This window comes from Streptomyces sp. P5F9, from assembly GCF_057961495.1.
On the sequence record NZ_JBXVPZ010000127.1, the window covers coordinates 1 to 22,121 of the forward strand.

General features: G+C 63.1%; 20 protein-coding genes, 1 tRNA gene and 2 pseudogenes. 10 read left to right on the top strand and 13 right to left on the bottom strand.

The features are described 5' to 3' along the window. A pseudogene (locus tag AC31A1_RS21285) lies at positions 1–342 on the top strand (hypothetical protein); the annotation flags it as partial. Between the two features lie 110 nt (positions 343–452). After that, positions 453–3,188 (top strand): exo-rhamnogalacturonan lyase family protein, encoded by a 2,736-nt coding sequence (locus AC31A1_RS21290; RefSeq protein ID WP_489654828.1) that lies wholly within the window; start codon positions 453–455, stop codon positions 3,186–3,188. Between the two features lie 7 nt (positions 3,189–3,195). Here the strand turns inward: AC31A1_RS21290 and AC31A1_RS21295 are convergent, their stop codons facing one another. After that, positions 3,196–5,634 carry an SCO7613 C-terminal domain-containing membrane protein gene (locus AC31A1_RS21295; RefSeq protein WP_489654829.1) on the bottom strand — a complete coding sequence of 813 codons (2,439 nt, stop codon included), beginning with the start codon at positions 5,632–5,634 and terminating at the stop codon, positions 3,196–3,198. A 65-nt stretch (positions 5,635–5,699) separates the two neighbouring features. Between AC31A1_RS21295 and AC31A1_RS21300 the strand changes: the two genes are divergently transcribed. The 4 genes from AC31A1_RS21300 to AC31A1_RS21315 all read left to right on the top strand — a co-directional run bounded on the left by AC31A1_RS21300 (position 5,700) and on the right by AC31A1_RS21315 (position 7,280). Next, on the top strand, positions 5,700–6,146 hold the full coding sequence (locus AC31A1_RS21300) for an SRPBCC family protein (protein WP_489654830.1): 447 nt from the start codon (positions 5,700–5,702) through the stop codon (positions 6,144–6,146). 53 nt (positions 6,147–6,199) lie between these two features. Then, positions 6,200–6,274: transfer RNA gene (locus tag AC31A1_RS21305), tRNA-Val, on the top strand. 61 nt (positions 6,275–6,335) lie between these two features. After that, complete coding sequence (locus tag AC31A1_RS21310) at positions 6,336–6,764, top strand: hypothetical protein (protein ID WP_489654831.1); 429 nt, start codon at positions 6,336–6,338, stop codon at positions 6,762–6,764. Between the two features lie 213 nt (positions 6,765–6,977). Then, positions 6,978–7,280, top strand: coding sequence for a hypothetical protein (locus AC31A1_RS21315; RefSeq protein WP_489654832.1), 303 nt, complete (start codon positions 6,978–6,980; stop codon positions 7,278–7,280). On the opposite strand, the pseudogene AC31A1_RS21320 reads toward AC31A1_RS21315, so the two are convergent. From AC31A1_RS21320 to AC31A1_RS21355, 8 genes and pseudogenes are all read right to left on the bottom strand, one after another. Next, positions 7,215–8,024: pseudogene (locus AC31A1_RS21320) on the bottom strand (recombinase family protein); the annotation flags it as partial. The gene AC31A1_RS21315 and the pseudogene AC31A1_RS21320 overlap by 66 nt on opposite strands. A 105-nt stretch (positions 8,025–8,129) precedes the next feature. Beyond that, entirely contained in the window at positions 8,130–8,978 is an 849-nt protein-coding gene (locus AC31A1_RS21325; protein ID WP_489654833.1) for a replication-relaxation family protein, read from the bottom strand. A gap of 288 nt (positions 8,979–9,266) precedes the next feature. Continuing rightward, positions 9,267–11,132 (bottom strand): type IV secretory system conjugative DNA transfer family protein, encoded by a 1,866-nt coding sequence (locus tag AC31A1_RS21330; protein ID WP_489654834.1) that lies wholly within the window; start codon positions 11,130–11,132, stop codon positions 9,267–9,269. 488 nt (positions 11,133–11,620) lie between these two features. Further along, positions 11,621–12,217 carry an MT-A70 family methyltransferase gene (locus AC31A1_RS21335; protein ID WP_489654835.1) on the bottom strand — a complete coding sequence of 199 codons (597 nt, stop codon included), beginning with the start codon at positions 12,215–12,217 and terminating at the stop codon, positions 11,621–11,623. A gap of 231 nt (positions 12,218–12,448) precedes the next feature. After that, positions 12,449–12,628, bottom strand: coding sequence for a hypothetical protein (locus AC31A1_RS21340; protein ID WP_489654836.1), 180 nt, complete (start codon positions 12,626–12,628; stop codon positions 12,449–12,451). After that, positions 12,625–12,822, bottom strand: coding sequence for a hypothetical protein (locus AC31A1_RS21345; RefSeq protein WP_489654837.1), 198 nt, complete (start codon positions 12,820–12,822; stop codon positions 12,625–12,627). Before AC31A1_RS21345 ends, AC31A1_RS21340 begins: the two co-directional genes overlap by 4 nt. Next, entirely contained in the window at positions 12,819–12,977 is a 159-nt protein-coding gene (locus tag AC31A1_RS21350; protein WP_489654838.1) for a hypothetical protein, read from the bottom strand. The genes AC31A1_RS21345 and AC31A1_RS21350 overlap by 4 nt, the downstream gene beginning before the upstream one ends. A gap of 196 nt (positions 12,978–13,173) precedes the next feature. Further along, positions 13,174–13,446, bottom strand: coding sequence for a hypothetical protein (locus tag AC31A1_RS21355; RefSeq protein WP_489654839.1), 273 nt, complete (start codon positions 13,444–13,446; stop codon positions 13,174–13,176). Positions 13,447–13,937: 491 nt separating this feature from the next. Here AC31A1_RS21355 and AC31A1_RS21360 point away from each other — a divergent pair, with 491 nt between their 5' ends. Next, entirely contained in the window at positions 13,938–15,821 is a 1,884-nt protein-coding gene (locus AC31A1_RS21360; protein WP_489654840.1) for an NB-ARC domain-containing protein, read from the top strand. A gap of 423 nt (positions 15,822–16,244) precedes the next feature. On the opposite strand, the gene AC31A1_RS21365 is transcribed toward AC31A1_RS21360, so the two are convergent. Beyond that, positions 16,245–16,661 (bottom strand): ATP-binding protein, encoded by a 417-nt coding sequence (locus AC31A1_RS21365; protein ID WP_489654841.1) that lies wholly within the window; start codon positions 16,659–16,661, stop codon positions 16,245–16,247. Between the two features lie 346 nt (positions 16,662–17,007). Here AC31A1_RS21365 and AC31A1_RS21370 point away from each other — a divergent pair, with 346 nt between their 5' ends. Continuing rightward, positions 17,008–18,456: an NsdA family TPR-like regulatory protein gene (locus AC31A1_RS21370; RefSeq protein WP_489654842.1), complete on the top strand. Its 1,449-nt coding sequence runs from the start codon at positions 17,008–17,010 to the stop codon at positions 18,454–18,456. Here the strand turns inward: AC31A1_RS21370 and AC31A1_RS21375 are convergent. Beyond that, positions 18,446–19,264, bottom strand: coding sequence for an alpha/beta hydrolase (locus AC31A1_RS21375; protein WP_489654843.1), 819 nt, complete (start codon positions 19,262–19,264; stop codon positions 18,446–18,448). The two genes, AC31A1_RS21370 and AC31A1_RS21375, sit on opposite strands and share 11 nt — an antisense overlap. 564 nt (positions 19,265–19,828) lie before the next feature. Here AC31A1_RS21375 and AC31A1_RS21380 point away from each other — a divergent pair. Continuing rightward, positions 19,829–20,122: a hypothetical protein gene (locus AC31A1_RS21380; RefSeq protein ID WP_489654844.1), complete on the top strand. Its 294-nt coding sequence runs from the start codon at positions 19,829–19,831 to the stop codon at positions 20,120–20,122. 52 nt (positions 20,123–20,174) lie between these two features. Here the strand turns inward: AC31A1_RS21380 and AC31A1_RS21385 are convergent, their stop codons facing one another. Beyond that, the gene (locus AC31A1_RS21385; RefSeq protein WP_489654845.1) at positions 20,175–20,351 is read right to left on the bottom strand and encodes a hypothetical protein; all 177 of its coding nucleotides are present in this window, start codon (positions 20,349–20,351) and stop codon (positions 20,175–20,177) included. 267 nt (positions 20,352–20,618) lie between these two features. Here AC31A1_RS21385 and AC31A1_RS21390 point away from each other — a divergent pair, with 267 nt between their 5' ends. Continuing rightward, positions 20,619–21,524 (top strand): hypothetical protein, encoded by a 906-nt coding sequence (locus tag AC31A1_RS21390; protein ID WP_489654846.1) that lies wholly within the window; start codon positions 20,619–20,621, stop codon positions 21,522–21,524. Positions 21,525–21,721: 197 nt separating this feature from the next. Here AC31A1_RS21390 and AC31A1_RS21395 read toward each other — a convergent pair whose 3' ends face one another. Continuing rightward, positions 21,722–21,979, bottom strand: a complete 258-nt coding sequence (locus tag AC31A1_RS21395; protein ID WP_489654847.1) for a hypothetical protein — start codon at positions 21,977–21,979, stop codon at positions 21,722–21,724. Positions 21,980–22,121: the final 142 nt, after the last annotated feature.

Genomic DNA, 22,121 nt, shown 5'->3' on the forward strand with positions numbered 1-22,121 from the left:
GGGTGGGGCGTGGTGGCCGCCGTATGGGTGGACGTCCAGGCCGTGCGCGCGGGGCTGCCCGGTGGGCAACTCGTAGGCGCTGTCGGGGTGTTCGCGTTGCTCGGGATCGCCGTCGCCGGGATGCGCGCGGCGGCGGTGTGGGCGCCGGGGGACACCTGGCGGGCGCTGCTCGCCGAGGCCGGTCGCCGTACGGTGCTCGACCCCGCCGGTTCCTTCCTGCTCGTGGGCGGGCTGGTCCTGGTCGGCTGTTCCGCCCTGCTCATCGCGCCGTTGGCCGTCCCCGTGCTGGGGGCCGTGGCCGCGGCGGCCGTCGCCGTGGAGGAGCGGTACCGGCACCGCTGACGAGCGAGGTCGGCGCGTCTGTTCGGAGCGCCGCACCTCTATCTGTCATGCCCCTGACCATTCGCACGTGACGAACGCTTCCCGCACGGAAAGGAAAAGGTGGAAAGGTCATGTCTCCCATTCCCCGCAGGTCTCTTCTCAAGGCGGCGGCCGTCGCCGGAGCCGCCGCGCAGTTCAGCTGGGTGCTAGGGGCGAAGGACGCCCAGGCCGCGCCCGGAGCCGCGGCGGCCGACGGCGACCCGGTGCCCCTCGACTGGCTGGAGGAAGGCGGTCTGGGCGCCGCGCCCGGTTCGACGGTCGGTGTGCCGTGGCCGATGGGCACCTACCAGGAGGGCCAGACCTTCGCGCTGACGGACGCCGAGGGCACGGCCGTGCCGGTGCAGTCCTGGCCGATCGCCTACTGGCCCGACGGATCGCTCAAGTGGACGGCCCACGCGGTGAGTTCGGGCTCGGGCAAGCTCACCCTCACCGCCGGGGACACGGCCGCCCCCGACAAGAAGGTCACCGTCGACAAGAGCGGCGGCACCATCGACGTGTCGACCGGGGTCATCACCGCGAAGATCGGCAAGAACGGCTCCACCCTCATCAAGTCGGTCACCCGGGGCGGCACGGAGATCGCGAAGAACGGCCGTCTCGTCCTCATCCGCCAGCCCGAGATCGAGGACGAGGACCAGGGCGCGGTGAAGACCGAGCGCTTCGACGGGGTGATCGGCGAGGTCACCGTCGAGCAGGAAGGGCCGGTCCGTGCCGTCGTCCGCATCGACGGCAAACACCGTAAGGGCAGCCGTAGTTGGCTGCCGTTCTCGATCCGCCTCTACTTCTACGCGGGCGCCGACTCCTTCCGCATGGTGCACACGATCACCTTCGACGGCACGGTGGAACCGGGCAAGGCGAGCGGCGACTTCATCCGCGGGCTGGGAGTTCGCTTCACCGTGCCGATGCGGGACGCGGCCTACGACCGTCACATCCGCATCGGCGGTGAAGGAACCGGCCTGCTGCGCGAGGCAGTTCAGGGCATCACCGGTCTGCGCCGCGACCCGGGCGCGACCGTCCAGGCGGCCCAGTACGCGGGCCGGAAGCTGGCCGATCCGTCCACCTGGGACCAGCGCGTCACGAGCCGCCTCCAGTACATCCCCAAGTGGGGCGACTACACCCTCTCCCAGCTCTCCGCGGACGGCTTCACCCTGCGCAAGCGAACCACGAAGGGCTACGGCTGGATCCCCGCCGGCGGTGGCGGACACGCCTCCGGATTCGGGTACGTCGGCGGGGCGAGCGGCGGATTCTCCTTCGGGCTGCGGGACTTCTGGGAGAAGTTCCCCGCGCAGCTCGACATCCGCGACGCCCACACCGACGAGGCCGAGGTAACCCTCTGGCTCTGGTCGCCCGAGGCCCAGCCCATGGACCTGCGCTTCTACCACGACGGCATGGGCCAGGACACGTACGCCGAACAGCTCCAGGGCCTCGAAATCACCTACGAGGACTACGAACCCGAGTTCGGCACGCCGTACGGCATCGCCCGCACCTCCGAACTCCTCTTCTGGGCCAACGAGTCGACGCCGACCCCGGAGACCCTCGCCCAACAGGTCGAGGCGGTACGGGTGTTGCCCCAACTCGCCGCCACGCCCGCGCAGTTGATCAAGTCAAAGGTCTTCGGCCCCGGCCTCTACTCCGAACCCGACCGCTCCACCACCGCCAAGGCGAAGATCGAGGATCACCTCGACTTCCTCTTCACCTACTACAAGGACCAGGTGGCGCAACGCCGTTGGTACGGCTTCTGGGACTACGGCGACTTCATGCACTCCTACGACACCGTGCGCCACCAGTGGCGGTACGACATCGGCGGCTACGCCTGGGACAACTCCGAGCTGTCGCCCGACATCTGGCTCTGGTTCGCGTACATCCGCTCGGGCCGCTCGGACATCTTCCGCTTCGCCGAGGCGCTCACCCGGCACACCGGCGAGGTCGACGTCTACCACCTCGGCGAATGGGCCGGCCTGGGTACCCGGCACGGCGTCCAGCACTACGCGGACAGCGCCAAGCAGCAGCGCATCGCCAACACCACCTACCGGCGCTACTACTACTTCCTCACCGCCGACGAACGCGTCGGCGACCTCATGGCGGCGAACGTCGACTCCGACGAGACGTTCCTCGTCCTCGACCCGATCCGCAAGATCCGCACCGCGCCGTACACACCCGACCGGCACGCCCTGTCGATCGGATTCGGCACGGACTGGAGCGGGTTGGTGTCGGCGTGGCTCACCGAGTGGGAGCGCAGAGGCCCCAAGTGGGAGAAGGCCAAGGCGCGTGTCCTGTCGACCATGGAGACAATCGCCGCCCAGCCCAACGGATTTGTGCAGGGCAGCGGGCTGTACGACCTCGACACCGGCAGGTTCGCCGTCGCCTCCGCGCCCGTCGTCTCCGTCTCGCACCTCTCGGCCGTCTTCGGCCTCAACGAGCTGTGCGCGGAGCTGATCTACCTGGTCGACATGCCCAAGTTCAAGGAGGTGTACATGGATTACTGCCGCTACTTCAACGCCTCCAAGACGGAACAGGCGGCACGCTACGGCTCCAACTTCGGCACCCTGCTGCTCTTCCAGGGCCACTCGCGCCTCGATGCCTACGCCGCCGTACAACTCGGCGACGCGACGCTCGCCAAGCGGGCGTGGACCAAGTTCTACGGCTCCGACGGCTACATGGAGTCGTCCCCGTGGAAGACGGAACCGCTGACCGGCCCGGTGACGCTCGTCCCGGGAAGCGAGGCCGCGTGGGTGTCCTCGAACGACACCGCGCTGTACGGCCTCGCCGCCATCGAGAACCTGGCACTGCTCGGCGACAAGATGCCCTAGCGCAGGGCTAGTTCATCTTCCCCAGCACCTCCCGCACCCGCCGGGCGTCCCGGATCCGCTGCTCGTACGTCGCGCCGAGTGCGAGCAGCAGGGCTCCGGCGAGGGCGGGAGGTGCCCAGCGGGGCAGGGCGCCGACGGCCTGGGCGAGGTACGGGGCGAGTTCGTGCAGGGTGTCCAGCACGAGGATGGCGCCGCCGAGGAGGAGCGGCGCCTGGAGACGGTGCCGCGCGCCGATCAGTGTGACCAGCAGTGCGGCCGTGCCCAGCAGCAGCGGGCGCGTCCAGTGCGCGTCGGCCCAGGCCGCGAGGAGGCTCGGCGCGAGCGTGGCGGCGAGTCCGGGGCCGTACGCCGTCCAGGACGAGGCGTTCGGGTCGCGGCGCCTGCGCAACGCGCCCACCAGCAGCGCCGGGACGGTCACCGGCAGCGTGTACGCCTCGGGGCTGCCGACGTCCCACGCGGACAGCCGTACCCAGGTGGCGAGGACGAACAGGGCGGCGGCCGCGTAGCCGACGTTTCTGCGCTCGGGCCGTACCGCCGTGCCGGCCGCGATCACCCCGCAGAGGGCCAACACCAGGGCGAGCATGGGAAGTTCGGCGCCGGCGAGACCGATCGCGACCAGGCCTGAGGCGGCCCCCGCGATCTCGGCGGCCGTCCTGGTGGCCGGGTCGCCGATACGCGTGGCGAGCAGCGTGGCGGTCGCCGGTACGGCGAGTACCAGCAGCGCGATGTGCTCAGGCTGCCAGTCGAGGGCGGCGCCGACGGCGCAGGCGAGGGCCGTGGCGTACCCGAGCGAGGTGGCGGCGGACGCCGGTGCGAGTCGGCCGCGCCGGGCGGCCACCGCGAACACGGCGGTCAGGGACGCGAGTACGGCGAGCGTGGCCGGTTCCGTGGCCAGGGACAGGGCGGCCAGGCTGAGGGAGGCGAGCAGGGCGAGGAGTGTCGCGGCGCGGTGCGCGAGGGCGAGAAGGGCGATGACCGCGAGCCCCTGCGTCAACAGGCTGACGCTGTACGGAAGGTGGAGTGCGGTCGGGACGGTGACCGCCGTCGCCCAGGCCAGGGTCAGTGTGGCGATTCGTGCCTGGGGCTGCCACTCGGCGCTGCGGACCGTGCGGGCCAGGACCGCCGCAACCGCCGCGAGCACCAGGGGAGTTGCGGTGGCATGTGCCGGCCAGAAGGCGCCCGTCGCCGCAGCGTCACGGGCGTCGCCCGGTACACCGGACCAGGCGTGCGACAACCACGCGGCCGGACCGAGCAGTGTGACCCCGACGACCGGCAGCGTCCACAGCACCGCGCTCGCCTGTACGGCGCCGGAGGCCCAGCCAAGACCGTGACGTACGGGCTCCGGGAGCCGACCCCGTACAAGCGCCAACAGGGCGACTCCACACGCCAGATAGCCGGGAACCGTCCAGTCGGCGGGCAGCGACGCGCGCAGCACGCCACCGAGCGCGGCGACCAGGAAGAAGCCCCCTGCTGCGGCCGTACTCGTCCTCAGTCCCCGGCCGGTCGCCAGCCACGCGGCGCCCAACGCGCCCGCCGCCGCGAGGGCGAAGAGCGCCGCCGCACGGGCGGCGGCGCCCGGACCGGCCGCGTCCAAAGAGATCACGCCGGCCGCCAGCACGCCCCAGCCCCCCATACCGAACGCCCCGCCGGCGGCGACGAGACGAACGGCCTTCGGGGAGACCCGGAGCGCGACAACCATGTCGGTCACGGCGGTCAGCAGCAGCGCGGCCGTGATCGCGTGCGGGCCCCCGCCGGCCGCGATCGCCCAGAGAAGCAAGGGGAGTTGGGCGACCGCGAGCGCGGCAGGGAGGGGGAGGAGAAGGGTCGGTGGGGTGGATGGCGCGGTGGTCGGACCGGGTCGGGTGCCGGTCGGGCCCGGGAGTGCGGCGAGGCCGATGCCGTACGCCGTCCAGACCGCCGTCAGCACCGTCGCCGCCGCTGCCGCGAACGTCACGCCGTCCCCGTCCGGGAACGCGACCTCGTGCAGCGCGTAGGCGTCCAGCACCGTCAGCACGAGACCGAGGCCCGCGAGCGACTCGGCCGTGGAACGCAGGCCCCGCCGCAGCAGCACGACGGGTGCGCCGAGCGCCGCCAGGGTCACCGCGCCGAGCACCAGCGCCCGGCCCGCGATCCCCATGCTGCCCCAGCTGACCAGCGTGAACGCGATCGCGGCGAGGGTGAGCAGGGAGGCCCCGAGCAGGAGCAGCACGTTCTGCACGCTCGGTGCGGTGGCCTCCCGCCGGGGCTGTGCGGCAGGCGGCGGCGACTGCACGGGCGCGGGCCGGACCGGCTGGAGCACGGTCAGCAGCCAGGCTCGCCGGTGCAGCAACTGGGCCCGGCGGGCGTCGAGTTGGCGCAGCTCGGCGTCCAGAATCCCCAGCTCCACGGCCGGGGGCGGAATGTGCGTCATGACTCGGAGTGTGGTGCCCGTCACGTCGTACGACATGAGTACGCGTACTCAAACGCGCCTGGTGGCCGGGAGACGGGCCCGGGACCGGGCAGACTCCCGCCATGGACTGGACCCGTTACCGCTTCCGTGCCCGGTGGTCCCTGCCCGCGCCGCCCGCCGTCGTGTACCCGGTCCTGGAACGGGCCGAGGACTATCCCCGCTGGTGGCCGCAGGTACGCGAGGTCGAGCGGATCGACGACACGACCGGCGTCATCCGCATCCGCGCGAGCCTGCCGTACGTCCTGACCTTCACCGCGCGCGAAGTGCGGCGCGACCCGGTCGCCGGGGTGCTGGAGATCGCGATGACCGGTGACCTGGTGGGCTGGGCGCGCTGGACACTCACCGCCGACGGCCCCGGCACGCTCGCCCGGTACGACCAGGAGGTCGACCTGCACCGGCCACTGCTCAGGCGGTTCGCCGTACCCGGGCGGCCGGTGTTCCGCCTCAACCACGCGCTGATGATGCGGGCCGGACGGCTCGGGCTCCTCGCACACCTGGCAGCGGCCTGACGGAAGCGGTTTGAAGGAAACCGGCGGGGGCCTGTATTGTTCGGTGCGTTCCCGGGCGATTAGCTCAGTGGGAGAGCGCTTCGTTCACACCGAAGAGGTCACTGGTTCGAACCCAGTATCGCCCACCAGAAAAGGATCATTGGAACCCGGTACCTTCCAAGGGCCGCCCACCAGGGCGGCCCTTGTTAGTTGCAGGACAGCGCCCGTCCCCGGCTGGGGAGGGGCGCTGTGGCGTTTGGGGGCTGGCAGTACGGCCGCCAGGCTGTGCACGGCCTCTGGCAGCCCTGTAGGGGCCTGGTGTTGGCTTTGGGCCGCGTGCAGAGCGTCGAACGGCTCCCTGAGCGTGTGGGCCACCCGCACGTCACCGTTCGAGTCTTCGTCGATGTACAACGCCTCGAAGAGAGCTTGGTTCAGCCGGCGGCGCTGCTGGTCGTTGCATCGCCTGTACAACGCTTGAGGATCTTCCAGGAGTTGCAAGCACGCCTCGATGATCTCTGCTCCTGTACTGAGGGAGTCATCGACGTCTTGGAGCCGTGTCGCAATGCGGTCCCGCTGTTGGGTGATCTCTCGCAGTCTGGCCTTGATCTTGCCCTGGGGCAGGCTGCCGTCAGCGGCTAGATCGATGAGGTTGTTCTCCTTGGTGTCGAGCGCACGAAGCTGTTTCGTGAGCTGGACTTGGAGGAGCTTCGTCGTGGCCTGCTGCTCATCGACCATGGTCGCTAGTTCGGAGCGCATGGTTGCGATGAACTCTGTCGTGAAGCGGACCGTAGCGTAGACATCCTCGACGGCTTTCTCGGCCTGTCCGATAGGTACGAACGGCAGCTCACAGATGTGATCGAAGCGGCCGTTGCAGAAGAAGTACCGATAGACGTTGCCATGCCGGTTGGTGACGTGCTGGACGATCATGCGGCGACGTTCGCCACGGCGACGAAGGCAAGAGCCGCAGAACAAGGAGCCCTTGAGCTCGTGGTGGTGCACACGCCGCTTCTCTCGAACGCTGTTTCGGCCGTCCGCAACCATCTGGACAAGGTCGAAGAGGTCTTGAGGTACCAGTTGCTTGTGACGGCCTTTGTACTTCTTGTCCTCGTAGGTGATCCAGCCGCAGTAGTAGTCGTCGCGCAGGATCACGTATAGGCGGTTGGTGGAGACCCCTCGATCTTCGGGGAACCGCGCATCGCGGGGCATGCGCAGTCCACGGTCGTACAGCTCTTGCGCCACTTCATCCACGGTGTACTCACCCGTGGCGTACAGCTCGAACGCCAGCCGGATGAACGGACCCCGTATGGGGTCGATGACGACTGTGCGCACCCGACGTCCATCAACAACCTCGATGGTGTTCAGATAGCCGACCGGGGCATGTGTGATCGTGCCGCCGTTCTTCGCCTTCTGCCCCATCTTGTACTTGATGTCCTCCGCGCTCTGGTTGGAGGAGTACTCGTTGATCACGGCGAGCATGCCGTGGAGCATGCGGCCGGTTGGGGTGTCGTCGATGTTCTTCTCGACGGCAGAGATCAGCTTGACACCGAGCTTCTCCAGGGTGGCAACCATGATCGCGTCGTCCAGTCGGTTCCGGGCGAAGCGGCTGAGCATGTAGACGATCACGTAGCGCACGTTGGGATGCTCGCGCAGGTAGGCGATCATCTCTTGGAACTCATGGCGTTCGTCGATGGTGCGGGCGCTGCGGCCAGGGTCGACGAACTCGGCCGCTTTGGAGGAACCCAGCTCACGCCCACGCTCCTCAACTTTCTCGCGCTGGGCCGGAATTGACACACCTTCAGGGTTGTAGTCAGTATCGACTTGTCCCCTGGAGGAGACGCGCAAATAAGCAACGTAGTCGTCTCCGGTGACACGGCTTACAATCTTCTTTCTCATATTCATGCTTCCGGCTTCTCCTTTCCTGCTTTTTAGGGTTGGCAGCCCTAATGGTAACTCCGTTATGGCTAATTACCGAGGGCTATTTTGCGTAGGTAGTGGCTTAGTGAATTACTGGGCTGCGGTGTTATCTGTAATGAAGGCTGGGAATTCCTGGGTGGTTACAACGTGGAACAATCCGGCGGCTACGAGGTCACGCAATTTTGGTTCGTCGGAAAGTGCCGAACGGATCGCGGATTGCCGCTTGCCGTTAGGAACAACCCAGGCCACAGCCGGGAACAATCCGTGTTCTTTCTGATGGATTCCGGTGTTCGCGTAGCGCTGGTATTGCAATGCTTTGCGTACGATGACGGGGGCATGTTCGGTAGCGTTGTCGGCCTCGATGAATAGGTGGTTTTCGTAGTCGCCGTCTGCTGTGATCGCGAACAGGTCGGGCTTGAGCCACTGACGCGCGCCGTGCGTTGACAGAAATGTTCGCCAGCACTCCGGCTCGGCTTCAAGTTGTAGTAGTTCGATTGCGCCTTGCCTGGCCAGCTCATAGAGGCGTATGGCCAGGTCGGCGGCAGCGAGGGTATGGGCAATGAAGTTCGGCGACGGTTCGCTGTAGCGGCGTCGTGCAGAATCGCCGTGGCGGGCGCGCAATAGTCGCTCGCCGCCCGGGCCAAGTTGCCACACGATGCCCGAGCTGCCAGCACGTACGCCTCCAATCCGGCGCTGGAGACGTGTAATCAGGCGATGTGATTCCAATCGGGTCAGAACACGGATCGCGGCGACGGCTGCGGCCATTTCTGTTGCATGGGTTTTATCGCTGCCCGCTTCCCGTGGCTCGCTGGCAATCGGGAAGTGCAGACGGCGGATAAGTACAGTGGTCAGTGCGCGATGTGTGCGCAAAGATTCAAGAATGGATAGATCGCGCTCGGAGAGCGCTTCTAGCAGGCTAGCTATGTCGTTGTACTTCATTAAGTCTCCCTTCGTTAGTTTTCCTTTTCGAAAAATCCAAATCATGTCGTGTTGAAGATGTAATAGGTCCTAGATGGGTTCCGGGATGATTGTTGCGTGAGGCACGGCAACCCTGGAGCGCGAGTTAAAGCGCTGTGGGATCAGTCAGTCCCCTCCCGCGCTCCAGGCGCGACCGTGGCCGACCTGTACGAACCTGCTGATGATCTCCGTCATGGACAGAGCAGCGAACAGAGGGGCGAGGAAAGTACAGGGTCCTGATCGATGAAGTCCCACATGTGTCCTGGTGGTTCACGACGCATCAGGCTGGCTTCTGCGTTTACGGCCGAACTGCTGTGGAGCTTCGGTAGGTTGCTGAGACGGTTCGCTGACGTCTACGACCGTGGTCGCTGGATTGGTTGGAGCAGGTGCGTAGTTAGCATGAGCTGTTGCCCGTATGGTTGCGGGATCAGCAATGACTTCTGGTGGCGGTAGCGTGCGCACCAATCCCCAGCCAGACGGAGCACCATCGGCAACCAGGTTGGCGTAGGCGTGGAACCGAGGAAGCGCCATGAAGTCCTGTGCCTCCAACTCCGGGGCGAGCTTGGCGGCCAGATCGCGGGCATCGTCGGCTTCGGTCGCGAAGGCAATCTTGCTTCTGGCGTTAATGTCTACCGCCGTTCGCAGTTCCGTCGGGAACTGACTGCGGAACTGGGCGGCCAGGAACCAGCCGACCGACAAGCTACGGGAAATGGCGAGAGCATCAGCGAGGGAAGTCGGCAGGTGCACGAAGCGAGGAGCCTCGTCGACGTAGACAACTCCTGGGCGCTGTTGTGCTCCAGACTCGCCCGCACGTTCCTGGACGGCTTGCCAGACCTCGGCAATGACCAGACTGCCAAGCAGGCTTGCTACCCCGGGCCCGATGAGTCCTTGGTTCAAGGGAATCAGTACGACCTTGTTCTTCCGGAAGGTGTCTCGCAGTCGAAAACGTCCCTGCCGCTGATCCAGCATCCGCACCACTGCCGGCCTGAGCAAGAACTGGCGCAGTTTGTTCATGGGCGCAGCCAAGATGGCAGCTTGGGCGGCGGGCCCAAGCTCATCCCAGGAAGCCCAGAACTGGGCAAGCGCGAGGTCGCCTTGGACACGGCCGACGTAGGAACGGCGAAATGCTGGTTCGGTCAGCAGCCGAGGCAAGTCAGTCAAGGTAGCTGGTGCGTTCGGAGTGCTACCGCGGGCGAGGGTGCGCAGAGCAGAGGAAAAGATGTCTGCCGTGCGAGGACCGTAGCCGTCGGCGAACACCGCCTCGAAGACGGCCAGGATGCTGTCAGCCACAACGTCCGGATCACGGAAACCGATGTCCAACGGATTGAAGCCCACGGGATGTTCGTCGCCTGCGTTCAGCTCCACGATGCGATCAGCCTGGTCTTCCGGAACACGCTCCATGATCGAATCGATCAGCTGCCGTTTTGGATCAAGGACCACGACCGGACGGCCAGCGGTTATATCCGCAATAATTAGATGCAAAAGTACATTTGTCTTCCCAGATCCGCTCGGCCCGTATGCAACGCCATGAAACGTCTGATCCTGCGGAGAGATGCCCACCTGCCGGTTGTCGCCGGGGGCAGCGCTGCGGGCGAAGACACGCTCCCCCTGATGTACCCGTGCTGAGACGCGGAGCGGCTTGGGATGCAATGGCGGCAACCCGGGCAGCTCCCTGTCGCCTAGCGGCCACGCAAGCGGCCCGAGTAGTTCTGGAACTGATAGGCGGAGCGGCCACAGCCATGGCGGCCGAGCGCGGTTCAACCGGGCCACCGAATCTGGTACCAGCCGTATGCGGGTGCCCGGTCCCTGAGCAACCGTCAGCCCTGACAGCACGCCCAGGAGCAACGCGTTGCGCCTCTGTCGTGTTTGCGCTGCTGCGCCAACCCGGATCGTCGCCATGAAGCCCGGGTACTCGGCACGCTTCCGCAGCCGAACGCGGAGCTCCGTCGCGGCCGGCCTGGTCCCGGTCAGGAGGAGCGGTATGAGCGGAAGACTGGGGTCGGCCACCTCAGCGGGCAACACACTGGGCAGGATGCGCGGGCCAAGCACGATTTGCACGACGAGTGCCTCGTCGGCAGTGAGCGGCACGGCCAGCGCCGAGAGCACAGCCCGGGAGACATGCTCCGGCACATCCATGCTCAGCGGCAGGTATGACGGACGGACGCGCAAGCGGCCTGCCGATTGCACGAGGGGACGCTCGGGGGTGGCATCGTCCAACTGACAGCCAGGAAGGAAGTGGCCAAGCAACCGGCCCAGTCGAGCCACATCTACGGGACGGCCCCCGAGCAAGTGGCGAACGTAGCCACCCTCAGCCCGGACTTCCCACACAAGCCTTCCGACTTGGCGATCAGCGGACAGCCGGCCCACCAGGGCGAGCGCCGTCTCAGGGGCGAGAGGTCGTGGAAGGTGCAGCCGGACAAACTGAAGGCTTTGCGAAGAGACTCCAGTCATTCCGCATCCCCCTCCTCTGGCGTGTCGTCTTCCTCTGGCCGCTGATGCTCAGACGTCGCCACCGCGATCAAGGCTTTCGCGAGTTTGCGGATGTCAGGCGCTTCCCGCCTGACTCCTCGTACGGTGAACCGACGCGCGGGGTCTTTTCCTTGGGCCCTTCGAGAAGGCATGGATCACCTCCTCTCTCTGTCTGGGGTATCGGGCTGATCGCTGGGTACTGGATAGCCAGACATGCGAATGTCGGCATCGACTTCGTTCCCCCAGACGAACCAGTCATGAGCGCTCGGCGGTTGTCTACGAGCGAACAGCTCCAAATACGGGCCGTCGGATATTCGCTCTATTACCGCATATTGCTCGTCGGGCTTCCGAGAGTGTTCTTGTACCGGCGCGTTGATCCACGTCGGCTGCGACTTGAAGTGCACCGGAGCCTTGCCGCGCGTACAGAACAATAGGTGCTCGGTGCTGTTGCGCAGGTAGGCTCCCAGGCCGAGGCGAAACTTGACCCAAGTGAGGAGCGAGCGGGGTGTGAATCCCCACGCCTCGGCTACGTCGTACCCGTCACGCAAACTGGCATTGGTCACCCAGAGCCAAAGATGTGCGTCGTCTTCGGCAAGGTCGGCCACCGGCATTTCCCGGATACGTTTCAGGCTCATGAGCCGGTAATGTTGTTCGGCCCCTTTGAGCCCTTGCTGCTGGTGATCCCACGGGGGATCGGCCAAAATGGTGCGGAAGCGGGTGGGCACCGCCCGCGATGATGAAATATCAGTCACGTCTTTTACTACCCTCCTTTCTGTGCCCTCCGACCGTTACTTCCGCCGGGGGCATGTATACATGTAAAACATCTCGTTGAGCTTGAAAATCGTTTGTTCGCTTGATCTTTCGGGCGAATATTCGAGCGAGTAAACGATGAGCTCACGGTGTTACGTCGCGCACTCGGCGCAGGCGATCAGGTAGCGAAATAGTTGTTGTGCTATCCACATCGCATCCTGTGTGGATGCGTGCTACCAGCGCCGCCGCTGGAAGATGATTGAGAAGACCACCAGCGACAGAATCCCCGTAACGATGAAAGGAATCAGAGGCCGGAGCAGGACGTACGCCCAGTGACCCACCAGAGCGATGGCCAGGATGAGAACCAGCGCGCTTAGCACGCGCTGGTTCCAACCGCCAGGGGTGGTGTTCATCCCCGGTATTCCTCGGAGGTAGTGCTGTTCCGGAACTCGTCCTGGCTGAGCAGCGTGTTGCGCAGCTGTTGTTTGGATTTTTCTTGCCGGTCTTCCTCAGCCAGCTTGAGCACCACGAGGGCGTCAAGCAAGCTACGGCGAGCCGACGTAATCCAAGACCTCAGCAGCGCGACAGCTTCACGACTGTCACTCACTTCGCCGTGCCACCTTTGTCGCTGTTCCCGCTGAACTTCCTTCCGATGCGTTCGACAGCTTCCGCCGTCTTGCGCTCCTCTCGGCTGTTCCAGAACTGCGCGACCTTGCCGACGTAGTACACGACAACGAAGCCGGCCAGCGTCCAGAGATGCATTTCTAGCGCCACTTCCCTTCAACGATTTTCCACATAGCGTCTTCGGCCGCACGACGGTCAGCGTCGATTGCAGTGGCTCTGCGGCGAAGTGCCCGGTCGGTGCGGCGACGATTGGTGCGCGTTCGGTAGTTCGACAGCTCTGTTACCAACAGGAAAAGCCACAGAGCGAGCAGAAACACCAGCGCCAGCAAAGGCGTCACCACTGGTCGTTGCCGAAGCCGGCGACACGACGAGCAATGCTCATGGCCGCGCCTGTGCTGATGAGGTTCAGCATTTCGCTGGCGTCCGGCACCATCTCCTCAAGCATCTGCTGATTGCGCTTGAGCATGGCGACGCTGTACATGGCGTAGTCCGTGAGTTCGGCCTGTGCTTGGACAAGCGCCTGCGCACGGGCCTGGCTGACGCCAACCGCAGCGACCGCTCGCTGCGCGGGCGTCTGATGGCGTCGGGGTACGAGTTCCCCTGGCATAGCAGCTCCTTCTTTTAGAACCGAGATTCCGCCGCTAATGGGCGGCGATGGCGCCAGGTTCTCGCAGTAGAGCGTGTGCGTATAAGTACGGCTACGAACAGCTTTACGGACACGCCTGTCCGTACCCCCATCGCTACGGACACGACATTTGACAAATTGAGGCATAAGGTTCTTAATTACAACTGAAGTATGAGTGTAGAATCACAACCCTCACCAGAATTACCACTTGGTTCCGAAACGGACTTCGCCACACTCACAATTATGGAATTGAGTCTTCTTGGACGTGGATTCATGCGCACTATTAGTGTCGTACAGATGCGCTCAGTATTCGAAAGGCAATACCCAGACGAGACTCTTCCTGAACACTTAAGAGATCTTTGACTCCGGGCAGCGTGGTACTACAGCTCCCGCGCGTACTGCCGCCTCTGCCGAGGCCGGATGATCTAGTTGGTTACTAGTCACAGAGGGATACGGGGTGGCATGCTCTTCGCATGAGCACCCCGAACGAGTCGGCTGGGCCCGCAGGGCAACATGAGCTAGCAACCGAGCTCGGCAAGATCGCGGATAGAAGACTTCCCCGAGTCTTTCTTGATCTTCAAGCCGACATGGCGCGGTTTCCCATGACAGCGGAACTCGTTCAATCCCTTGATGCTCAGGCATGGTCAGAAAACCCAACCGCAGCGATGCGCGCCGCTGTGCAGCGGGCGGTCAAGCGACTTCCCGCCGGTACACCAGAGAACGCAACAATCTCGTGGCGCAAGGCAGCGGAAATCCTTTTCGGCTTGGAAGTCACTACGCCTGGTGAGGGTCGACAGCAATCAAGTTACAAACTCGACTATGTACCAAAGCTCGAAAGAGAAGCGGGATACGTCGGAGCGACGTTCAAAAGGCACGTCACGCGAGGCGTGCGGGAGGAACTAGCAAAGGCACTTCTCGCGATGCGAACAGAGCAGGTGAAGGTCGACGATGCCCAGCTCCTTATTGGTGATACCCCTGGCGACTCGGAACGCAAGGGTATGACCCCTCTTTACCGACACGAGTACGTCGAAGATATCAGTTCGCGAATTGCGGCTGGCCAGCTCGTGGTTGCAATTTACGGTGAAGCCGGGACAGGCAAGACCTACGTAGCCGCGCAGGCAGCTCAGCGGATAGCCGATGGCGGCCAGGTAATCATGCTCAGGGCCGCCAACGAGAAATTGCTCCAGGACGATGTGATCAGAGCCCTGATCGCCGAAGGAATTGAGCCGGACTCGTGGGGTGACGGATACTCCCGTGCGGTGCTCCATCACGTTTTGAGCGAGGGGCCACGAAGCGCGGTCGTGGTTGTGGACGATGTCAGTAGCGAAGAAGCGCTATGGCAGATCGTTCCTTCGACTTGTAAGATTCCCGTGGTCGTGACGACGCGATCCAGGTTCCGTGCACCAGAAATCAGTGGCATTGAATTGCATGAGTTCACTGAGCCGCAGGCTAAGGAATTTGTACAAAACAACCTCGGTGAATGCGAAGAGCCTATCCTTGAGGCATTCATACGGCTTCTCGGGTATCGCCCACTAGCGCTGGCGCACGCCGTTATCTTTATTCGAGAAGTCGGTGACGTCACTCTTCAGGATCTGGTATCTTCCCTCACTCAGAGCGTGAGCGAGAGTATCGACCTAATTACCCTGCCAACGGAGGCAGATCGTAACCTAGCGATCCTCTATCGCCGTATAGTTGCGTCGCTAATCACCGACGAGAAAACGCGGATGGTGTTGGATGCATTCCTAGCTGTTGCTGGAATGACAGCCGTGACCGCACTCTCTGCGGTGTGGGAGTTCTTGAGGCGTGAGCATGGTTACAGTCGGCTTCGTTTCGAGTCGGCTGTCCGCACGCTCTCAGAATACGGTTTCATCAGGAAAGTGGAGAAGGCTAATCCCGACTCAGACGTAACCAGAACATGGCTTTCGATGCACATGCTGACGTGCCATATAATTCGCGAGGTAAGAGGTAGCGAACCGCGTACCCTTGAGAGGGAATATCTGAACTTCTTGCGCGACTATGAGCCGGCGGTTGATGAAGAGTCGAATGCAGACAATGCTTGGATATGGGCGATTCAGTCAGAGTTGAGAGCAGGTACGAATCTTCATGATTACTGGGTAAGTATTCTCTGTGTTGATCAGTGGACATGGGCGACCATTAGACCAACCGGGGATGGTGAGCGTAGTTATCTCATGCGTTACGAGATTCACCCGCATGGAATTTTCGAAGTCGACTACCGGTCGGGGGTGCGGAAGCAGCCTCCATACGAAGAGTTCATGGCACTCCTGGATCAGTGTCGACGATATAACGAAATCCTGGATCAGGAATTTGGTCTCGCTGGAGGTGACCCCGAACAGTAAGTAGAATAGTCTGTTGATCGAAGAGTAGTTAGCAGGCTTCGTGCAACTCCGCCCGAGCGTCGAGGCACACTGCCTCACAGAACACCAAGCGTGCGATCGGGTGCGTGGTCACGTGGTCGAGTGACGGCACAATAAGGTGTTGCACTCCGCCCTCGATCAGCCACGTAGCAAACCGCCCAACTCGAAGCACCTGGTACTTATCTTGGTAGACCTGGCGAAGCGACAAGTTATGACTGCGGGCGTACTCGTCCAACTGCTTCTCTAAGAGCGCCACCTCCTCGACGGAATTGTCGAGGGTGCGCAAGTATCCATACGCAGGCTCTATCTCTGGAGCAGGCATGGGTAAACTCCCACAGATGAACGGGATTTGAGAGGTGCGACCCTTAGCCCGAAACGGTCGCCATGGGCTTCGTACTGGTAGTGCTAGTCGAGCGCGAGGACGCACCAGACGACTTTTCCGCCCGTTGGTGGGAAGTAGTAGCCCCACTCTTTCGAGACGGTCTCCACGATGAACAACCCCCGCCCGCTTTCAGCGGTCGGTGCAGACAGTCCTTGGCGACGCGGCGGCCGGTTGTCTGGATCAGCCACCTCAACAATGAGATGCGTCTTCCGGTGCCGCAGCGTCAGCGCTAGCCGAACTGGCGGGGTGGCCGGCGCGGTGCTGACCACATGCCGCACGGCGTTCGTCACCAACTCCGAGACAACCAGCGTGGCGGTCTCCACGTGATCGTCCGGCACTCGCCAGGCGCTGAGCACGTCGCGGCCGTGCCGTCTTGCCCAGCGCACCGCATCTGCCTGAGCAGCCAGCTCCAGTCGACTGACGAAGTGTTCCGGGGGCATATCGGCACTCCCTTGCGGTTGCTTGCTACGCGCCATGTACCGCTAGGAGCTTGGGGGTTACGGCCCCGGAGGCGTCATGGCGCTACCGCATAGGCCGGTATGTATGGCACGCATAGACATGGGGTACCGGGCGGCCTAAAGTCCGTAGGCTTGGCACTGGCATTACCGGCAAGGCCCTTACGGAGAGCGGTACATGGCACAGCAGCGAGCTCGAAACTGCGCCTGTGGAACACGGCTCGCTCGTGACAACCACGGTGAGCGGTGTGCGACGTGCCAGCGCAAGGCTGCTGCCGCGGCTGTCGCTATTCCGCCCAGCGTCCCGCCGGAGTTCTGGCAACACCCCACCATGCGTGACGCGTTGGCCAGTTGGCACATGGGCCGCGTGTTCTATGCCTACCGTTCGAACCCCTGGCACGGCCGAGTGCTGTCGCAAGAGGCGATGGCCGGTTGGCTCGACCTGAACCAAGCTCAGCTAAGCCGGATCGAAAGTGGCAAGCCGCCGCAGGACCTCGGCAAACTCATGAGATGGGCGCATAGCCTCAAGATTCCGGCAGACCTACTGTGGTTCAAACTGCCCGTGCGCAGGGAGGCGACCCCAACCGAGGCAAACACTGCGGCGATCCAGCCCGCAGCCCTGACGCCGGAGCCTACACAGGTCGGCGGCTTGCTGCCGGTCGTGGTCAACGGTCGTGCCGTACTCGTTCCCGTCGACGCTGAGACGATCGCGGCGAGCGGCTTGGGCAGCTTGGTTGGTTCCTCGGCGGACATGTCCGCCCAAGCCACAGAGCGAGATCCCATGAGCCCCTTCAACCGCCGAGAGTTCCTCAAGGGCGGCGTTGCTGCGGTAGCGCTGCCCGGCCTCGGACTGGACGAGCTGCAACATGTCGCCAGCGCCCTCGACGACGCGCACCGCTACTTTGACGGTCCGGTGGTCGACTACCTTCGGAAGGTCCTCGACAAGGCCAAGCGTGATGACGGTGCGCTTGGTCCGAAGAGGACGTTGCCGGTCATGCTCGGCTTGCTCGGCGCGGTTGAGAGCCATGCCCGGGACGTGAAGCCGGAGGTGCGGCGTGAGCTGCTGGCCGTTGGTGCGGACGGAGCCGAGTTCGCGGGCTGGCTGTACCGGGATATCCAGAAACCGCAAGCGGCCGTGTTCTGGTACGACCGTGCGATGGAGTGGGCGCAGGAAGCCGACAATGCAGCCATGCAGGGGTACGTCCTGTTGAAGAAGTCGCAGATGGCCTACGACGAACGTGACGCCCTGCGGATGCTGACCCTTGCCCAGGCGGCTGGACACGATCGGTGGCAGCTGCCGGCACGGGTGCGAGCCGAGGTCACACAGCAAGAAGCGCTCGGTCGAGCCATGTTGGGCGACTCACTCGACGTGGTACGTGGCCAGCTGGCAGATGCTGAGACGTTGCTGACCAACGCGGTCGAGGACGCACCGGATGCACTCGGGGCGTACTTCACCGGGCCGACCCGCGTACTGCGGGACGCTATTACCTACACCGAGGCCGGAAAGCCGAGCTTGGCGGTCGACCTGTTCAGCGATGTTCTCAATGCGGGGACGCTGTCCCGTCGCGACAGCGGGTTCTTCAACGCCCGGCGTGCGGCGGCACTGGCGCTCAGCGGCGAACCGGACGAGGCCGCGAGGGTCGGCACGGCGTCCGCAGCAGTGGCACACGAGATGAAGTCGGAGCGCACCGTGCGCGTCCTCGGCGAAGTCCTGCTGACCCTCGATCGGTGGCGTAGCCGGCCCGCCGTCCGAGCATTCCGCGAGTCGCTTACGGCGTAGCGGTGAGCCAGTCCGCCACGGTGCGGATGACGAACGCTTGGTACTCCTGGCTCTTCGGGTTGAGGTACTGCGGGTCATCGTGAACGGCGAAGCCGTGTTGTGAACCTTCCACGGGCACGAGCTGCACGGGTGCCGTGAAGCGGGGAACAGCATCTCGGGACGACTCGAACGGCACCAGCGTGTCAGCCGTGCCGTGCACGATGAGGGTTGGAGCCTGCACCTCCCCGAGCGCCTCATGGGGACGCAGCCAGAACACCTCGTTGAGCATCGGGCGACCATGGCGGAGTGTGGGTGTGAACTGGATGGCACCGCGCTCGGTCAGCTCGGCCGCGGCTTCATCACTGATGACGTCGTCAGTCCAGTACGGCCGACTGTCGATCGTCCGCCGCTTGTAGTCGAGTTGCGGGTTGAACAGCACCAGGCGTGAGACATCCTCGGGGCGCTTCGCGGCGTAGTAGGCGCAGATGCCGCCGCCGAAGCTGGCACCAAGCAGAGTGATGTCGCTGGCCTCGGTCGCTTCCCGGAGGTAGGACAGCATGACGCGAATGTCATTGAGGATCATGGAGAGCGTCAGCTCGGCCTGTCGTCCTTCGCTTTCGCCGTGAGCGCGGAGGTCGAAGCGGAGACTGGCAACACCGGCTTCGCGGAGGCCAGTTGCAAGCCGAGTGAAGAAGCCTCCTTCTTCACGGGTGACGCCGCCGCCATGCACCAGGAGCACAGCCTGAGCAGGTTCCTCCTGGGGACGTTCCAGGGTGCCCGCGAGGTGAAGGCCGTCGAGGGTCCGAACGCTCACGCTGTCAGTCGCCATGCGGACAAGCGTAGGGGTCGGCTTGGGATGCCGAAAGATGGAGATCACGGCTCAAGTGACCTAATGCGATGGTAGGTTCACCCTCGACGGCGGACCGCCAGGGCCGCAGTCTTCCAGCGGCTTACGACTTTCAGAACAGCCTGCACTGAAATCCCATGTACGGCGATAGCCGAAAGGGAAACATGTAATGGTTCGTTCATTGAAAGGAAGTATCTCAGTTGGAATTTATCCAGATCCTGGTACATGCACTACAGGGCTTCACCAGCAACAGTCTGTCCACGTTGTTGGCTCACGTACCGCTCGCGGTCGGGAGTGTTGGCGTTCTCTATCTGCTTCTTGTTTTTCCGTTCCTCCGGGCTGATGCTCGGGCGGATGTGTTGGAGCTGGTAAAGGTCTACGTCCAGTGGGCAAAGGTTGCGCGGGGAAGTAAGTAGTGTTTGGGCCTCCGGCATTGCGCCGGAGGCCCGCTTGCGTTAGTGAGGCTGCTCCAAGGTGAACCCGTGTGTAGTCGATCAGGAAGCCTTGGTTGATCTATGAATTGATCGGACTATAATAAGACGCGGCATGGATTACAAAGCAACTCAAAGAATAGTGGAGGCGATAAAGGCGTCATGGGTAGAGGTCGATAACGCCATTGAGGCAGACCGACTTGTCCGCGCTATGTGTGAAATTCCTTCGATGGAATGGAAGCGCTACCTTGATCGCTACCATGTAATTATGGAGTTAAAAGAAGGAAGTCCGGAAAATGATAAGGACCGGCTACGCCTTAACGCTATTGGAAGGCATGAGGAAGCTCTGTATTCAAGCGTGGCTGACGCGATAGCGGATAGTGACGGGCTGGTGCGGACTGAACTATGACATCACTGTGCCCCCGAATCCAACCTAGACTCGGGGGCACAGTCGACCAGGTTCAGAAGATCTGGTTTCCGAACTCGTCGAAGCCCATGTGAATGTGAGCCCCGTCCGGTCCCTTCTGTTGGATGATGAACTCCGACGCCACCGGCGTGTTGGTATCGCGGTCGAAGCCGTCGGACGAGACCTTGACGATCGCGTCCGGGTTGTTGTCCTGCGTATCCCACCTACCCATACTTAACGCTCCTTGGATCTGTTCTCCCGGATCTCCCGGCTGATTGCAAAGCTACAGAACGCCAAGCGATCATTCTTCTGCTGTATCGGATCTCTTTCTGCGGTCCTTTTGTGTTGGTCCTCCAGCGCTGGAGGACGGGTGTTGGACTGATGTTGCTAACCCTCCTGGCAGGGAGAAACCGCCGAAGTGGTAGCGGACTGGACCTCGTCATCCCTACGCTTGTGCCGGGTCCTCCAACGTTGGAGGACCAACAGCGGAGGAGGCAGGGTGGCCGACGACCAACACCCAGCGCAGGACCCGGAAGAGGAAGACGACTCACCGGCATGGCCTGTGCCCGATGACCTCTCGCTTGTACTGACCAGGGTGATGCGGTCCCGTAAGTCGAGGGTTGCAGCTAAGAGGCTGGCCAACTCACTTGAGACTCGGGCTTACCTCGAAGCCGGCCTACGGCTGATCTCTGAACAACTCACCGCCTCTGTTGCCGAGTCAGAGTATGAAGAGCACACCGAGCGACCGTTCTTCGCGTGGCTGTCCCGAGCTAACATCTACGACGAAGTATCGAAAGTTGAAAAGAATATCCAGCCTGGTGATGGAACTTTTCGTGACCGGTGGGATTACCAGTCGGACTACATAGAGGATCTGCTCGCCTATTCGCTCTGGGCTGCGCACTGGACAGCGCATGTCGTCACTGGGCAGGAGGCGACCGAGGCTCTCACTGAAGGCGAAGACTTCGTAGAGGCAATTCAGGAGATTGCCTACCGAGACATGAATAACGTCTTGAACAACCCGGCATATCGAGTGTCGGTCATCGGCTCGGCTATGGCGGATCGCGACGTCCGTGCGCGCGAGATGGTCACTCAGACCTACCGACTGCTCCTTGATTCTTGGAAGCAGTTATATATCGACACTATTGAGGCGCGGGGGCTCACTCTGCGGCCTGACGTGTCGGTCGATGATTTGGCCAATATGCTCGCTGCAATGGCTGACGGCATTGGCCTACGGCTGATTGCCGAACGGGACGACATTACTTTGATCGACCACGAAAAGCGCCGATCTTTGCTCGGAAAGGCCGCCTTGGCTTTAGTCGTCTCATGCATGGACGCCGGAGATGGACTGTCGCTCGAAGAACTTGTCAGGAGGTTTTCCCAAGCACCGCCCACAGAATCCCGCTGAGCTGCCAGCCTTGCAACCGGGTTGGATAGGCTTCACTAAGCCCGCGTAATCCGCGATTGCTATGTCGTGACTGTTCAGGCATGACGCGAATGTCATTGAGGATCATGGAGAGCGTCAGCTCCTCCTGTTGCCCGTCGCTTTCGCCGTGAGCGCAGAGGTCGAAGCGCAGTGAGGCGACGCCCGCGTCAGCTAAGTCGTCATGCCTGGCGCGTCTGTTGGCCGATCCTGACGGTGACTGAGCTGAGGCCGAAGTTGCCTACATGCAGGACAAGCCGCACGGAGCCGCTCTCCGTTGGCAGTTCTTCGATGTTGAGCGTGACGTCGGCGCGGCCACTTGCGGGCTCGCAGTCGTAGCGCAGCTGCGGCACGTGATCCGCAGCTTCGTACTCTCCGGCATCAAGCGACTTGGTCTGGGCCGGGTGGAGCGTTATTGGTGGGACGAAGTCGTCTTCCACCTTTTTTGTACTTTGGTGTTGTGCGGAGCATGGGAGTTTCCTCGTTTACGGTTAATTCCCGTGCGCGAGATAGTGAACCCATAACCTTAGTTACAGAGGGTATCCCGGATGCACGACTGCCGTCCCGTTCCCGCTATTCAGC

What these genes read in the sequence shown, in the direction of transcription:
- AC31A1_RS21300 (WP_489654830.1), top strand. Translation starts at nt 5,700, where the DNA reads ATGGACTGGACCCGTTACCGCTTCCGTGCCCGGTGGTCCCTGCCCGCG.
- AC31A1_RS21365 (WP_489654841.1), bottom strand. Translation starts at nt 16,661, where the DNA reads ATGCCCCCGGAACACTTCGTCAGTCGACTGGAGCTGGCTGCTCAGGCA.
- AC31A1_RS21385 (WP_489654845.1), bottom strand. Translation starts at nt 20,351, where the DNA reads ATGGGTAGGTGGGATACGCAGGACAACAACCCGGACGCGATCGTCAAG.
- AC31A1_RS21375 (WP_489654843.1), bottom strand. Translation starts at nt 19,264, where the DNA reads ATGGCGACTGACAGCGTGAGCGTTCGGACCCTCGACGGCCTTCACCTC.
- AC31A1_RS21325 (WP_489654833.1), bottom strand. Translation starts at nt 8,978, where the DNA reads ATGAAGTACAACGACATAGCTAGCCTGCTAGAAGCGCTCTCCGAGCGC.
- AC31A1_RS21295 (WP_489654829.1), bottom strand. Translation starts at nt 5,634, where the DNA reads ATGTCGTACGACGTGACGGGCACCACACTCCGAGTCATGACGCACATT.
- AC31A1_RS21380 (WP_489654844.1), top strand. Translation starts at nt 19,829, where the DNA reads ATGGATTACAAAGCAACTCAAAGAATAGTGGAGGCGATAAAGGCGTCA.
- AC31A1_RS21360 (WP_489654840.1), top strand. Translation starts at nt 13,938, where the DNA reads ATGAGCACCCCGAACGAGTCGGCTGGGCCCGCAGGGCAACATGAGCTA.
- AC31A1_RS21350 (WP_489654838.1), bottom strand. Translation starts at nt 12,977, where the DNA reads ATGCATCTCTGGACGCTGGCCGGCTTCGTTGTCGTGTACTACGTCGGC.
- AC31A1_RS21330 (WP_489654834.1), bottom strand. Translation starts at nt 11,132, where the DNA reads ATGGATGTGCCGGAGCATGTCTCCCGGGCTGTGCTCTCGGCGCTGGCC.
- AC31A1_RS21290 (WP_489654828.1), top strand. Translation starts at nt 453, where the DNA reads ATGTCTCCCATTCCCCGCAGGTCTCTTCTCAAGGCGGCGGCCGTCGCC.
- AC31A1_RS21355 (WP_489654839.1), bottom strand. Translation starts at nt 13,446, where the DNA reads ATGCCAGGGGAACTCGTACCCCGACGCCATCAGACGCCCGCGCAGCGA.
- AC31A1_RS21370 (WP_489654842.1), top strand. Translation starts at nt 17,008, where the DNA reads ATGCGTGACGCGTTGGCCAGTTGGCACATGGGCCGCGTGTTCTATGCC.
- AC31A1_RS21340 (WP_489654836.1), bottom strand. Translation starts at nt 12,628, where the DNA reads ATGAACACCACCCCTGGCGGTTGGAACCAGCGCGTGCTAAGCGCGCTG.